Annotated in this window: 13 protein-coding genes; 3 read left to right on the forward strand and 10 right to left on the reverse strand. The window is 58.5% G+C overall.

The genetic code is table 11. From position 1 onward, the window contains the following. Positions 1-36: 36 nt before the first annotated feature. From H7C86_RS35225 to H7C86_RS35235, 4 genes are all read right to left on the reverse strand, one after another. Positions 37-306, reverse strand: coding sequence for a TerD family protein (locus H7C86_RS35225; RefSeq protein ID WP_182263346.1), 270 nt, complete (start codon positions 304-306; stop codon positions 37-39). Between the two features lie 147 nt (positions 307-453). Beyond that, complete coding sequence (locus H7C86_RS35230) at positions 454-1,458, reverse strand: hypothetical protein (protein WP_259349413.1); 1,005 nt, start codon at positions 1,456-1,458, stop codon at positions 454-456. A gap of 87 nt (positions 1,459-1,545) precedes the next feature. Further along, positions 1,546-1,683 (reverse strand): hypothetical protein, encoded by a 138-nt coding sequence (locus H7C86_RS37755; RefSeq protein ID WP_259349414.1) that lies wholly within the window; start codon positions 1,681-1,683, stop codon positions 1,546-1,548. Beyond that, complete coding sequence (locus H7C86_RS35235; protein WP_182263347.1) at positions 1,680-2,780, reverse strand: hypothetical protein; 1,101 nt, start codon at positions 2,778-2,780, stop codon at positions 1,680-1,682. The genes H7C86_RS37755 and H7C86_RS35235 overlap by 4 nt, the downstream gene beginning before the upstream one ends. A 351-nt stretch (positions 2,781-3,131) precedes the next feature. Between H7C86_RS35235 and H7C86_RS35240 the strand changes: the two genes are divergently transcribed. Continuing rightward, positions 3,132-3,767 carry a YbjQ family protein gene (locus H7C86_RS35240; RefSeq protein ID WP_182263348.1) on the forward strand — a complete coding sequence of 212 codons (636 nt, stop codon included), beginning with the start codon at positions 3,132-3,134 and terminating at the stop codon, positions 3,765-3,767. A gap of 860 nt (positions 3,768-4,627) precedes the next feature. On the opposite strand, the gene H7C86_RS35245 is transcribed toward H7C86_RS35240, so the two are convergent. Continuing rightward, on the reverse strand, positions 4,628-5,470 hold the full coding sequence (locus H7C86_RS35245; RefSeq protein ID WP_259349415.1) for a DUF2510 domain-containing protein: 843 nt from the start codon (positions 5,468-5,470) through the stop codon (positions 4,628-4,630). 354 nt (positions 5,471-5,824) lie between these two features. Here H7C86_RS35245 and H7C86_RS35250 point away from each other — a divergent pair, with 354 nt between their 5' ends. Then, positions 5,825-7,429, forward strand: a complete 1,605-nt coding sequence (locus H7C86_RS35250) for a zinc-ribbon domain-containing protein (protein WP_182263349.1) — start codon at positions 5,825-5,827, stop codon at positions 7,427-7,429. 263 nt (positions 7,430-7,692) lie between these two features. On the opposite strand, the gene H7C86_RS35255 is transcribed toward H7C86_RS35250, so the two are convergent. Next, positions 7,693-9,129: a hypothetical protein gene (locus tag H7C86_RS35255; protein WP_182263350.1), complete on the reverse strand. Its 1,437-nt coding sequence runs from the start codon at positions 9,127-9,129 to the stop codon at positions 7,693-7,695. Positions 9,130-9,247: 118 nt separating this feature from the next. Continuing rightward, positions 9,248-9,805: a hypothetical protein gene (locus H7C86_RS35260; RefSeq protein WP_182263351.1), complete on the reverse strand. Its 558-nt coding sequence runs from the start codon at positions 9,803-9,805 to the stop codon at positions 9,248-9,250. A gap of 69 nt (positions 9,806-9,874) precedes the next feature. Here H7C86_RS35260 and H7C86_RS35265 point away from each other — a divergent pair, with 69 nt between their 5' ends. Further along, positions 9,875-10,093 (forward strand): hypothetical protein, encoded by a 219-nt coding sequence (locus H7C86_RS35265; RefSeq protein WP_182263352.1) that lies wholly within the window; start codon positions 9,875-9,877, stop codon positions 10,091-10,093. Between the two features lie 289 nt (positions 10,094-10,382). Here the strand turns inward: H7C86_RS35265 and H7C86_RS35270 are convergent, their stop codons facing one another. The 3 genes from H7C86_RS35270 to H7C86_RS35280 all read right to left on the reverse strand — a co-directional run bounded on the left by H7C86_RS35270 (position 10,383) and on the right by H7C86_RS35280 (position 14,077). Then, positions 10,383-11,210, reverse strand: coding sequence for a hypothetical protein (locus tag H7C86_RS35270; RefSeq protein WP_182263353.1), 828 nt, complete (start codon positions 11,208-11,210; stop codon positions 10,383-10,385). 375 nt (positions 11,211-11,585) lie between these two features. Beyond that, positions 11,586-11,966 carry a hypothetical protein gene (locus tag H7C86_RS35275; RefSeq protein ID WP_182263354.1) on the reverse strand — a complete coding sequence of 127 codons (381 nt, stop codon included), beginning with the start codon at positions 11,964-11,966 and terminating at the stop codon, positions 11,586-11,588. Positions 11,967-12,184: 218 nt separating this feature from the next. Continuing rightward, positions 12,185-14,077: a hypothetical protein gene (locus tag H7C86_RS35280; RefSeq protein ID WP_182263355.1), complete on the reverse strand. Its 1,893-nt coding sequence runs from the start codon at positions 14,075-14,077 to the stop codon at positions 12,185-12,187. Between the last annotated feature and the right edge of the window lie 184 nt (positions 14,078-14,261).

A 14,261-nucleotide genomic window follows, 5' to 3' on the forward strand; every position in this document is an offset into this window, starting at 1 on the left:
CCTGATCGGTGAACCGATCAGGCCGGCAGAGGCCTCTCATGAAAGATTGAGGTTAAGGAGGAGGCGTTCGTGTGGTCCGGATTCGGTTTCGCGGCGTCCGAGGTAGCGAACGGAACCATCGGTGGATTCCTGCTGGTTGTAGAAAACGAAATCTTCGTCCGAGCCGACTTTCTTGTCGCCGCCGAGAAGCAGGGCTGAGGCATCGATTCCGAATGTCGAATCCTCCCAGGTGATCAAGACGTCGACCTGCTCGATCTCTTCAGGAAGCGTAATGTTCTGGCCCTTGATCAGGTACTGGTCGTGCATGACGCCCCTTCGATGATGACAATGTTGTCGCAGGCCGAAAATTGCTGAAAAATTTCTTTCTGCTCCGATTGGCGCAAAGACTGTGAGCGGTTCTCTGATACAGAGAATTGATCTTAAACTCAGTGCCCGTGCAGCCAGTTCGTGAGGTCAGTCGAGAAAATCCAGCGCGGTAGCGACTTCCGAACTACCAAGTTTTTCGATGCCGTTCACGAGGTCCAACTGCCAGGTTTGTGCGGTAGCGGTGACCAGGTCGTCCCACGAGCGGGCGGAGGGGATCTGGGAGGCACGGTACGCGTCGTTGACGACGGTTCCGGCGAGTGCGCTGGCGCGCAGGAGCGCGGGGATGTTCGCGTGCCGGATGTGTGAGGGATGGACGGCGCGGACATAGTTGCCTGAGTAGTAGTGTGCGGTTATCTGGGCTGCGGCCTTTCCCAGCGAAATGGCTAATACGAGACTGTGTGACGCCAGGAGTAGTTCGTTTCGTCGGCGTTTTTGTGGAAGGTCCAGTTGGGCGGTTCCGGTTTGCTGGTAGACGCTGAGGTGTACGTAGGTGCGGATCAGGATTTCGGTGACCAGGACGGTCATTGTGGGCATCGCGATACCGTTTCGTACGTTCCATCCGTTGCCTGCGCTAAGGCCGTTGTACGCGTGGAGTGCGAAATCGCGCAGCGCTTTATTGTCGCTCTCGTAAAGGAAGGACATACCGGGAATAGGCAGACTCATCGGTGTGATCACGTCGGCGAGAAGGTGTTGGGCTAGCCGCAAGGCTGCCTCGGCCGCGGAATCAACAGGCCGGAACTTATCTCCGACGATGACCTGGATGGCCGCACCGGTTTGCCATGCGGTTCCGCGGAATTCACTTGCCATGATCTGTTCGATCGCTTCGATCGGCCGCGCGAGGTCGTGTCCGGCGCTCTTGATGCGGTGTGCGCGTCCTCCGAAACCTGGCCCCATGTAGTCAATGGGGAGTCGTTTGCCGGCGGACTCCCAACCACGCACGATGTCGGAGGACATCAGGGGTTTGAGCCGATCTCGGATGGAGCCGTCGATCGAGGCGTCGAACCAGGTGCACATCATCCCGACGACACCGACAGCCCCGACAGCCACGAGGTCGGAGGTGGACCAGGTGAGACGATGCTTCTGCTGCCACAACTCGAATGCCTGACGTTGCTCCTCGGTTAGTGCCGCGTCGAGATCGACGTCGGTCCAATCGCGTCGTCCGCGAAGGTCGTGAGTTCGTCATATGGTTTGATATCGGGGACCATGTTCGAGCGATACCGCCGATTCCTGATCGTCGAGAGTTGCCCGGATGAGGTTTTCGATGTCGCCGAGTCGACGTGACTGCGTGTCGAGATTGCGCTCGATATCCTCGCTCACGCGCTGATCTTCTCGGGTAGACGCTCACGAACCAACTCCAGGGTCGTCTGCGCCTGCTTGGTCTCGATCAGTTCGGCTTCGAGGTCCCTCACCCGAGCGCGTAGTTCGGTGTTTTCCGCGGAGGTGGCTGCTTTTTCCTGCTTGAGAGTGTTGATCGTCTCGACTAGCAGCCCGATGCGGTCGGTTACTTCGTTGAGTCGCTCTTGAAGGCTTTCGACGACGCGGCGCATTTTTTCGTCCCGGTCAGGTGCATCGACCAAGACCATGCGAGCAACCAGGTCGAGTTTGACGGCCTCACTTGCGATCGCCTGAGAACCTAACGGGCTGTAGCGCACCCCGGCGGCGGCGACACCGGCGCCGGCCAGTCCGCCGACACCGGTGAGCAGTAGCGTCCCGCCTGCTACACCGAAGCCGCCTGCAGCGAGGGAGCCGCCGCCCAACATCGCCAACCCTGCTGAGACTGCAGCAGCGCCGGTCAGGCCCATCGTGCCTCCGATGGCTGCACCGATGGGTGCAGCCGCCCATCCCGCAGTCAGGGCGCCGGCACCGACTCCGAGTGCGGACACCGCGGCGACTCTGCCCCACTTGATCGATTTGCGGCGTAGGGCTTTCATCAGGCTCTCGAACTCTTGTGCCATAGCATCGAGGTCGGTCGAGCGCAGAGCCGTGAGATCATTTGCAGCAGTGAGGAGTTCGGTTTTTCTTACCCCGGAGCCCCACGTTGTTCCATCGGTCCAGGGGCTGAATGTGATGAGTTCGGCAAGGATCACCACAGCCGCAGACCGAGCGCGTACTTTCTCTGCGAGCGGGGATGCGAGTGTGGTGAGAACGTTGAGTTGGTCAAGAAAATGCTTGTGTGCGGTGGCAGTGACTTCCTCGTAGAAAGGGGAGAGTGCGGCGTCCGAGGTATGTACCTCCTCGATTGTCGCGGTGACGAAACGCTGTAGTCGATCCTGTTTCTTGTTGCGGGCGTCGTCTTTTCGCTCTTGTTCCCAATCCGAGCGGAGCATCCGAGCCTGCAGCGCCCGCAGAGCAAGCATCTGCTCGGGGCTCAGGCGGAGTTCTCGAGCGATCTGATCTGCGGAAACATCGGTCATGGGTTTTCCTCTGCGCGAGTGGAGATGAATTAGGTGGACACTACCGACTGACTTCTTCACCGTGGCGCAGCACTGCGAGTTTGTGTTTTGCCCGGCATTCGAGCTCTCGTGGTGACATGGGAATCTTCGTCCCATCGGAAGACCCAACTGTCAACAACCTCCATCAGTTTTAGAACTACGTCGGTTGATCGGCGCACGTAATCCGCGAGATCAAACTCGGGAGCCGGTGTCGGATTGATCGGGTGTTTCTGTTTGCCGGTCATCATAAACAGACTAATCAGACTGATACGTATACACTCCGCCGGTTACTACGAATCACGAAGCCGCAAGATTCCTACTGTAGGGGCCAGAATGAAGACCAAAGACATCGCCAAGAACAACGGACTAGAGCCAGCTGCTTTCGACAGGTGGCTGAAGCAGTCGCGTCACCAAAGCAAGTCTGGACTAACAGGCCTCAGCGTCGATGAAAGTCTGAATACGGAAGAACTGGTCCGCGAGTTCAATCAGCACTTAGCGGAGGAACGCGAGCGCCACGCTCAGGAGCAGGGGCGACTCGCTCAGGAGCAGGAGATTGCCAGCCGGGCCGCTGGTGTGAAACAGCAGGCTCTGGCGAGCATGCTCATCACATCCGGCTTCAATTTCGAAGGCTACAAGATCACAAAGTACTCGGATTACATCTCAGGCGACTCTGCCGTGTCGATGGATCGTCCAACGCACGGCTGGCTTGGGGGTGTGAACAAAGATGTTGGAGGAGACTTGTTGGCCTCCCTAGCGCAAATAAGGCGTGACGCGCTGGCAGAACTGAAAGAAGAGGCATACGCGCTGGGATGCAATGCCGTCATCGGCCTTGATTTCGACTACCTGACATTGGACCCCGAGACTGCCACCAGTGGGGGTGGAACGTTGTACCTCCCCTTCTTGTTCGCCGTGACCGCGAATGGGAATGCTGTCGTCATTGAAAGTAACGAGCACACTGCTCTGGGATAACGGGTCTGCTGTACGAACCGGCGACAGCGAGCTGTGGCGTCGCTTGTGTGTGATCGTCCTCTTCGTCGCTTCTCCTCAGAGCGACGAAGAGAACCGCCAGGTCGCGAAGGGGCTGCGCGTCACTGTTGGCCTTCGCAAGAATCTGATCTGCGGTTTGGTCCACGCGAACGTCGCGCATGGCCAATGGTGCAGCGTCGTAAATTACGCGCTTTGTCGCGGCCGATGTACCAATGATGTGTATCGCTCATTTACTGTGTCCCCAGGTTATTGACGTTTCGTCAAAAACGTGGCGGTCGTGGTGGCAGATGCGATTCATCGTGCTACACCGGCGAGCGCTTTCGAGTTGTACTGCTTGCGGTCATGGTGCAGAAGGTCACCGTTTGTGCGCCGAGTGCGTCGGATATCCGTGGCACTCGGGCCCCATGCAAGTAGTAAAGCGATTCATGACATGCAGCCAGATAACTGCAGAGCGCCCTCGACAACCTCTTGGACCGGCTGTTCGACGTTCCGACGCCGACCGGCACGACGCTACGCGAAATCGAGGTTCCGGCGACCACGATGATCCTGCTTCCGATCGTTTCCGTCAACCAGAGCAGACGAGAATGTCCTTGACAATTCAGACTCCACGTAATTGTCAAGATGCTCAAACGGCAAATGTACGGGCGAGCTGGGTTCGACTTGCTTCATAAACGAATATGACTCAGCGGCTGAAACTTTCAAGATCGATCACGGAAAGTGGGCCAGAACCAAGATTCAGATGCCGTTGACACAGACATTACGACGTGCATTTTTGGATGTTCCGAAAGTTGCACCTACGTAGTACGTTCCGGTGTTGATCCCGAAGTTCTTTCCTGCTTGGGTTATCCGATGTCTAGGTTGATCCGCCATTTGTTGTCTGTTCGGTAGATCGTTGCAACCAGAATTACCTGCGATCCGGACAGCATGTTCATCGTGCATCTCGCGACATCTCCATCGCTGTAGGAACGACTCGTCGGGCATGCGATCGTGCCTGTCAGAGCCCCTGATGCCGCTGCCGGACCAAGCTGTTCACGCATCATTGTCTGCAGCTCCGAGCCGGACAGCGTCGGAGTACTCGATTGCCTTGTCATGAATCCAGCCAGGATCATTGCTACCACCAGGACGATCGAGCCTCCGATCAGCATGATTTTCCGGTGCAATCGGGCGCCCTCGCTTGGGCCGCGGGAGTCATTCTCGCCGTATTGACGAGAACGTGCGAATAGGAAATATCCAAGTGCAGCAGCAAGGATCGGGGCCACGATGAAATTCCCGACAATCGTCCCGCGATCAGTGAATCCGAGGAGACGATAAATACCGAACACCGTCGCAGTTGTAAACAGCAACAGGAACCCGAGAGCCACCAACTCTATGACCAGCCGCCGACCAGTCCGTTTCGGCGCCTCGGTCGGCGTCGTCGACGCAGGCCTTGTGGTGGTTAGTGATGCAGGGTGCTCGGTGTTCCAGAGATGTTGAAAATTGGTTGGTTGAGGTGAGTTGTTTTGGAGGGGTGGCGTCGACTGTGTTGCCGGAAATCCGACAGCTGTGGAAGTGTTCGGCGGTGTTGCTGGCGGCGGAGCCCACTGATCGGTCCAATTCTGACCGTCCCACCAACGAAGAGACGGCGATTGAGGAACTGGATACCATCCAGGCTGCGGACTGGATGGTCCGTGGATATTTTCAGGCACCGGTTGATGCTAATTGCAGATTTTACTAAAACAGTGACCATTCAGTGTGTCGACAAACTCACAGGGCAAGCTGTTAACGTATGCCAGAGGAATACGATGACCAGCAGCATATAGATCCTTGAATACCGAGTTCCAATCTGTGTGGTGAATATGAAAAAGACTTGAGATCTCCGTGGTCTGTCGCCGCAATCACTTTCATTTCAATCGTTTTGTATGGCAGCGAATTGCTGCCTGATGTTTCTGCGACTTCGGGTGTCTACTCCGCCCTCAGGTAGTTGAGGGAAATTCCTGTGCCCTGGATGTTTCGTCCTCCAGCGGTTGGAACTATCGCAGTGGTGGGTAGAAGATGGGCCGATGAAGTCACCCTTGTCGTGGTCCCACCCAGACCTCAGCGAGCAATGGCACCCGACAAAGAACGGCAGTCGCACTTCTGACTCTGTGACTTTCGGATCCAGCGTGAAAGTTTGGTGGATGTGCGCTCATCAACACGAATGGGAGGACACGCCCAATCACCGCACGAGCCGTGGGAGCGGTTGCCCCTACTGCGCGGGTCGACGAATCTTGTTTGGGTTCAACGACGTAGCCCATACCCACACGCATCTTGCACGTGAATGGCATCCCACCCGAAACGGTGAGCTGACCCCGTACACCGTGACCGCCGGGTCGGAAAAATCGGTTTGGTGGCGAGATAAGTTGGGGCACGAGTGGCAAGCGCGAGTGAACAATCGTGCGCACGGTACCGGCTGCCCGTACTGCTCGAACAATGCGGTTTTGACTGGCTTCAACGATCTTGCAACTGAAAACCCGATCGTCGCGGCCCAATGGCATCTCGATCGCAACCACGACCTCCGGCCGACTGCCATAGCGGCGCAATCGAACCGTAAGGTGTGGTGGAAGTGCGGGCTTGGGCACGAATGGCAGTCGACCGTTAACAACCGGATTTCGAACGGCCAAGGCTGCCCCGTCTGTGCCGGCCAGAAAGTGTTAGCGGGCTTCAATGATCTCAGCACCACCGATCCCGCGCTCGCAGACGAGTGGCATCCCACGCTCAACGCACCCGTGTCTCCGGAGAATGTGTTCCGGGGCACGGCGAAACGATTCTGGTGGCGGGATCTTCTCGGCCATGAGTGGCAGGCAAGCGCGTATGGGCGATCAGCTGGGAGCGGCTGTCCATACTGCTCGGGCCAGCGCATCCTGTCGGGGTTCAATGACCTTGCAGCGAGAAATCCGATGTTGGCCGCTGAATGGCATCCGCGACTCAACGGAACCAGGACACCCGAGATGGTGACGTTGATGAATGGGACGAAGACGTGGTGGAGGTGCGCGTCTGGACACGAGTGGGAAGCGCGGATCGCCAGCAGAGCATCCGGGAACGGCTGCCCGGCGTGCGCGGGACAGACTGTCGTGGCGGGTGCTAACGATCTGGCCTCACGAAGCCCAGCGGTCGCGGCAAGCTGGCATCCCACACGTAACGGTGAGGCGACACCTGAGACCATCGCTGTGTTCTCGAACCGAAAGGCATGGTTCATATGCTCGATCGGCCACGAGTGGCAGTCGACAGTGAACAACAGAACACATGGCCAAGGCTGCCCCGAGTGCTCTGAAGCGGGCGGATTCAATCCGGGCAGGCCGGGCTACCTGTACTTCATCAGCCATGCTGAACTGAGCGCCCACAAGATCGGGATCACGAATGTGGGGACCAATCGGCTTGACAAATTTCAGCTGGGCGGGTGGCAAGTTGTACACCTCGAGCTCTTCTCACGTGGGTCAGATGCTGCAACTGTTGAGCGCGCAATCAAGCGTTGGTGGCGAAGCGATCTCAACCTTCCTGTGTGGCTCGGTCCATCAGAGATGGCACAGACTGGCGGGTGGTCAGAGACCATCTCCGCGGACGAACTGACAGCACTTGAGTGCATTGCGCGAATTCAGCACGAGCGGACTCACCTACAAGGAAAGTAAGTCCGTCATCGAGACGCCGCTTCGTCGGAAGGGACAGGCGAACGGCAAGTGGCGGTCATCCGATGCTCTCGCAGCTGATGACCGCTTCCGACAGTGACGATGAGAATGTCAGTGTGATTCGGACCCAGCAGGGCGGGCGAGTTCAACTGGTCGATGCAACACCGGTTGAATCCGCCTCGCCGCCGACAGCTCTATGTGATGCCGTGCTGCGCCCAAAAACTGCTGCATCCCAAACAACTTGACAGAACCCATGCGCCAACTGATCACATGTTGTTGATCGTGCTGTGCTGCCCTCGAAGTCGCTTCTTGAACTTGTCCGGATCGCACATCACTGCGAGTAAGTAGAGGTACGGCAGGTAGACAAGTTCCGCCGGCAGCGATCCGTCGTGCTGGGCGAGTACACGCGACGCTAGTGCGTCTGCGTTCTTGTCGTTCTTCACTGTGGTTCCAAAACCGTGCGTCGCATTGCGGTGAGCGCGCACAACCTTTGTTATCGCCTTGTTCAGCGTCAGATGCGCGATAGCTCCGTCAGCTTTGACGACGTCAACGGTGTCAGCTCCGACGTCTTTGGTGATGAAGAACCCATCGGCTATCGCTGGTAGGGCTTCGACAGCTGCCTCTGCGCGGGGGAGAAGTACATCTTGAACTTTGCGAGGCATCGCTTTCCTGACCGCGTCGAGAGCCTTCTGCGCTTTGTCGGGATCGCACAGCGCACTCATGTCACCTCCGAGAAAGCCTTCGCTGACGAAGTCGAGAGCGCTGAAAGTGAGGATCCGGGCGGCGTACTGATCGCGCCAGGACATCATTGCGGAGCTGACGCGATTGAAGAGCTCCTCGGCATTCATCATCCAGTTGAGATGCTGATAGGGCAGATACTTTCCGTTCGCGTCCTTGAACCATGTGGGGTCGCTCAGGTACCCGAACATTTGATTCAATCGCATCACCCACCAATCGATGGCCTCCGCCCACGCCTGCTCCGATGCTGGAACATGCCGTTCGGGTGGACTGGCTTGCGCCTGTCTGGGTAGCAGTTGCAGGGGTTCCGCCGGTATTGCGTCCACGCCGACGATGGCGTCACCGAAGCTGAAGATGATCGTTCCCATTGCCCGCTGAGTGTGGACAGCCCAGACTTCCGGCGACCTGCATGTAAGCAAGGGACCCAGATACGTCCCGTTGAAGAAACCAGGTCCCGCAAGTGCTGAACCTGACGAGAACAGCAATCGTTCATATGACAGTTTCCTCGGACCGGCCGCAACATCCTCCACGAAAGTCGGATCCTGCTCGAATCGAAGCAGGATCGAAGGCAAGTTCGTTCGCTGGTAAAGGCCGTCATGCACCTGTACGACATGTGCACTCGCTGCGGGGAACACAGGCGCCGGTGCCTCCGCGAATCGTAAATCTCGGAGCTTCTGGTGGCATTCGCGCGCCACATCGACCAGGTCTGCGTCCTTCGCCTCTTTGAGGTCTACCTGGATTCCGTACAGTGGCTCGGTCAATGAGGTTTTGTTCGTCCTGGCGTCGATTCTGAGGCGCTCGGCTTCGAAATCGGCTGCCGTGAGTTCGGATGTCGTGAGATCGTGTGGCGGCAAACGCAGTAAGTCGAACTTGTCTGAGGACAGCCATGGCGCGGCCAATGTCTTCGTCTCGACAAGATTCTTACCTGCCAGTGGGGGTCGCAAGACCGCGTCCGAACGAGCCATTCATTCGGTTTTGGTCCCTGTCTGGCGTCGAGGCCCAGCTCGGCGAACAGTTCTCGTCCGATCTTGGCGACAGGGGCCGGTAGTGATATGGCTACGGAATCGCTTTGCGCTGGGGTGCTCATCCCCTAATTCTGTCGAGCAGAGCTTCAATGCGGGCGAGGAGTTCGGCGGTTCGGCTGTCGAGGTCGTCGAATGCGTCACCGAGTTCAGTCATGGTCTCTGCGCCGGCTCTCCGCGCGGCGATGCCTGCGTCGTACTTGGCGGCGAGTTCGTCGGCGGTGTAGTCGACGATCTCGGTCGTCGATTCGTTAGCGTCGGCAGGGTCGATTGCCGCATCGATCCGATCGAATCGGAAGCTGTAGGCGGCAGTGTCGCCATATTCGACGACATCTGTCCAATCCGTCGTCGAAATATGGCGCACGGTGCGGTCGGGGCGATGGCGCGCATTGCCTGACAAATGCGCGGAAGTGATCGAGGTGACGGCGTGGCGGGACAGTCCGCTGCGCCCGAGTGGTTCGTGCCCCCATCGGTCGAATGCGGGTAGAAGTGGGCCGTCGAACCGGATTCGGGGGAGCGGTTGGGTGCCGATGATGGTGTTGTCGGTGACTGGGGTGGCCGCGAGCAGCGACTCCGCGACCATCCGGTTCGCCGGGTGCCGGTTGTTGAATGCCTGCAATCGAGCCCACCGTAGGTATCCGGTGCGGTGGCCGCTCGGGGTCCTCGAGGTCTGCGGGACGGTTATGTCGTGTCCACCTCGAGTATGGATTTCCGATCCGGTGAAGATGATGTCGCTGCGGCGGAGTCTGCCGATTTCCGTGGGGTAGAGGTGCAGGTAGCAGGACAGCACCAGCAGAAGCGCGTCACGTCGACCGAAGAGTTCACGGCCATCCCGCGGTCGGCAGGTGTGCGATCACTTCGCGTGCTTGATCGCGCAGGTCGGGGCGAGGTCGGGTGCGCCGGCTGAGCCGATCGCCGATCGCCGATCGCGGATCACGGATCACGGATCGCGGATCGGTGCCAGGGGCCGGATAGCAGGTCCGTTGGTGGACCGAGTTGATGGCGGTCAGTCTGTCGGACGCGGTGAGGGTTGGTGGCTGCGGGATTTTCGTCGAGCAATAGCGCGATCGTCACCGGATCGGCGGGTAGTGCGCGCAGTTTGGCGGCCTGTCACCAGTCCGCGAACAGTTGCCAGTCATATCGGTACGCCCTCGTCACTGCGCTGGGCGGTGCCGGCAAACTCGGATGCGAGGCGGTCATTGGCCCATCGTCGCATCATGGGTCGCCATCCATGTCACGTCGTCGATGTCGGGGGGGAGGATCGGGTATGCATCATCGATCCGTATCCGCACCTCATCCAATTGGCCCAAGAAGATTGCCGCTCGACTGACATTCATGGTGGACAGGTCCGGAGCGCCCTGTGCACCGAGAATCGTTCGCCAGTCCTCGATCAAGACGTCGAGCTGGTTGAGCTCCTCGTACATGTCGTCAACGATGTTCTTCACGGAGGAAACAGTGACGATTATTGATGCGCCTTCGACTGTGGCGTAGGCGTTGAGCTGGTAGATGGCCTTGAATTCGGTGAGTTCGGTCAGGATTGCTGCCGATTGGTCGGAGATGCCAGGAGGAGGGTGCGCGGTGACGAATCCGTCGATTTCAACGAGCCATTTGAGCTTCGCCTCGATTTCGGTGAGCTTCATGCACATTGCTCGTACGGGCAACTGGAACGCGGTCAGTGCTCCGATCTCACGGTCGCGTCTCGCTGCCCATAACGCTTGTTCGGCACGGACCTCAGCTGCATTAATCGACTGCCATGCCCGGTTTCGTGCTTTGGCGGAGTCAGTCAGAGCGACAAGTACCGCGCAGAACGTCGCGATACCGGCTATCCAGGCTCCTACCGCCGCCCACCCGCCTGCGGTCCATTTACTCGGATTGAGTTCGTTCCACAAAACTGCACCGCCCAGGAATGCCATCCCGACGAAAACGCAGGTGATGATGCTCAAGATCACCACGTCACCTGCGGTTACTGAACGTGAAACTCGCGCGGAAGGGCTCGCTGCCCGCACGGTAGGGCTCTCAGTCATTGGAAAAGGCTACCCAGGGCCCCACCGCTGACCGTGGCCGTCGCTACAGGTCGAAGCCCATTGACTGCGTTGCCGGTGAGGGGGTTGTGCTCGCGTGCGTTAATCTCGAGATTTGCCAGATTCGAATGTTACTCTCCGACAAGCGTCGCTGCTTCATGGAATTGCGAGGACGTGGATGGAGCATCCGCGCAGCCGCCCGCGAAGTAGGAGTATCCCGCGCCTCCGGAAACAACTGAGCCCGCAGCTACTCGGTCTTCGGCGGAAATCTATTCGACGATTGCCTGTCGCCGGGATCGCCGGGAATCGTCTGTACCCAAAATTCTTCATGTTCCATGAAAAGGCATGCGGTGCTTGGGAGGTCAGACGGGTCCGCCTTCACTGGCTGCGGGGGTGGGTCAGAGCGGAGGTGTAGACGTCGTAGTCCAGTGCCGGTACGGTTCCGACGGAGTTGAGTCTTGCAACGAGTCTTATCGCGAACATTGCCAGACCGACTTCGGCATCCGTACACACGAGGTCATCGACGTCCGCCCCCTCAGGAAGTTCGAATATCCCAGCATCGAGGGCGCAACCCAGATCGAGGCGATGTGCTTCGTCAAGATTCTTTAACGCCTCGATGAGGGGCTGTCCAAGTGGCGGGTTCCACCCCGACCCAGCGGCGACGATGCCGGCGAGAATACGCTTCGGCTCAGCAGGTCTAGCGGCCTGTGCGAGCTGCTGAATAGGCGCGGACGGACGATGAGAGCGAGCAGATCGCATCCCGTCACCGTTGTGCTCACCACGAACTTGCAGGGGTAGTCGGCGCTGTCTGATTGGGTGGGGGCGCAGGCGGCGTCGAGGCTTTCCGGGTGGATGCCGTTGGCGTCCCCTGGGTGGACCGATCGCCGCACGGGTAGGCAGCATGAGCAGCGGGGCCGCGATCTGCTTGGCGCACAACGACCACCACAGATCCGACCCGTGAATCCGGTTGTCGTGGGCTATCGCTTTCGAAGCAGACCGGTCATTGCTGCGAGTGTCAGTGCGGCGAAACCCCATGCCATCAAACGCAGTACAGCGAGGGCGATGCCTAGCGTGATAGGCCACCATCCGGACGTGGACAGCGCCCAGTCCAGCCGGAGTGGCCCGGACGCGGCGGGCACGACGTTCTGCAGCGTGTAGGCGATGGTGTTGAAGCATGCGTAACCACTGGTGTCGGTGCAGGCATCGTTTGCGGTCGTGGGGAATTTGTTGACATTGAGGAACCGCGCTTCGTTGGTCCAGATCAATAGGCCAGCAGTGATCAAGACTACGAGTAGCCATGCGACTGGCAGGAATGGCCAGTACCCGTAGCCGACAGTGGCGGCGTAGATCCTGCGGACAGCCTTGGTCACCCCATGGGTATTTTTGGTGACCTGCTTCTCGGTGTGAAAGCGTAGTTTCCGTGCGTAGTCAGGATGTCCGTTGCGTTCGTATACATCTGCGATCGCTAACCGTGGCTGAGGAATAAAATCATCTTTTGCTGTGCTACTTGAGGTGGCTGTGTGCAGGAGGTAGTTCCGGGCTACTTTCCAATCTTCACGAATCGCGCCCCGCAGATCGGTGACCGACCATCCAGCAGCAGACAACGTTGAATCGGCGAAGGCGCCGGCTCGTAGATCGTCATCTATACTTGATTTCTCTGGCAGGTGGAGCGTTCCGATCCTGGTCAAATCTAGGTCGATGTGGCCGCAGATTTTTGTCGGAAGGAGGAATAGCTGGTCGACAGTCGCGTTTTCAAGGACGAGCGCTTTACCCTCGTTGTTCGTGAGGGTCGCGTCATTCAAGTCGAACCGGCCGCTGATGTGGGCACCGATCGCTTGAACTTCACCGTCCGTCCTGAGCTTAGGGGCCAGTAGACCGCCTCCGATTTGAGTGCCGTTGAGGTTCAAGGCCTGCCCATTGGGGTTGGTGAGTGTGGCGTCGTGCAGTGTGAGCTTCCCATCGATATGAGTACCGGCGAGGCGGGTCTCGCCGTAGGCTGTCAGCTCGCCAGCGAAGAGGGCGCCGTCGATGTGGGCTCTGTCGAGGTTGAGGGTTCGCCCGTTAGGGTTGGTGAGGGTGACGTTGTGAAGGTCGAGGTCGCCTATACGAGCTCCAGTGGCACGGATCTCCCCAGTAGCGTTGAGGCCCTTGGCAAGCACGCCCGTAGAAATTTGGGCCGAATTCAGGACCAGAGCTCGTCCGTTGGTATTGCTGAGGGTGGCCTTCCCGAGTTTGAGTTCGCCGTTGATGCGGGCGCCGGTCGCTCGAACCTCTCCATTGGTAGTCAATTCATCGGCGACCAGGTCCTTGTCGATTCGGGTCCCATCGAGATTCAAGGCCGACCCGTTGGTGCTAGTGAGGGTGGCGTTTCTGAGATTGAGCTCGCCGTTGATGTGGGCACCGATCACTTCAATCCGACCGTGGGCTGTTAGTTCCGGTGCAAATAAATCTGCTCCGATTCGGGCGCTGTCGAGCTTCAGCGCAGGTTCCCCGGAGTTGGCGAGGGTCGCCTTTTCGAGGTTGATTTGGCCACCGATTTGGATTCCAAGAGCGCGGAATTCGCCGTACGCCTTTAGATGGTCAGCGAACACGCTGCCGTCGACGTGCGCTCCGTCGAGCATTAGGACCCGTCCATTGACGTTTGTGAGGGTCGCTCCGCTCAAATTGAATTGGTCACCGAAATGGGCACCAGCGGCGCAGTTCTCACCGGTAGTGGTGAGACCTCTCGCCATAAGACCGGACGAAATTCGGCTTGAATCCAGAACCAAAGCCCGTCCACTGGCGTTGGTGAGGGTGGCGCCGTTGAGGTTGAGTTGGCCATTGATATGGGCGCCGGAGGCACTGGTCTCGCCGGTGACGGTGAGACCCATGGCCACTACCCCGCCGTCGATCCGAGCTGCATCCAAGCAGAGTCCAACCAATTTGCACCCTTCGAAACCCAGAGTTGAGATCCGGGCGTCTACCAACCTCACCGGCAATACGAATGCACATTTGTCGAATCTGAATCGTCCCGGGTTTGATGCGCACCTTCTTTCTTGGGAAGGTAATCCTTAT

The organism is Rhodococcus sp. UFZ-B548, from assembly GCF_903819475.1.
Classification (GTDB): Bacteria; Actinomycetota; Actinomycetes; order Mycobacteriales; family Mycobacteriaceae; genus Rhodococcus_F; species Rhodococcus_F erythropolis.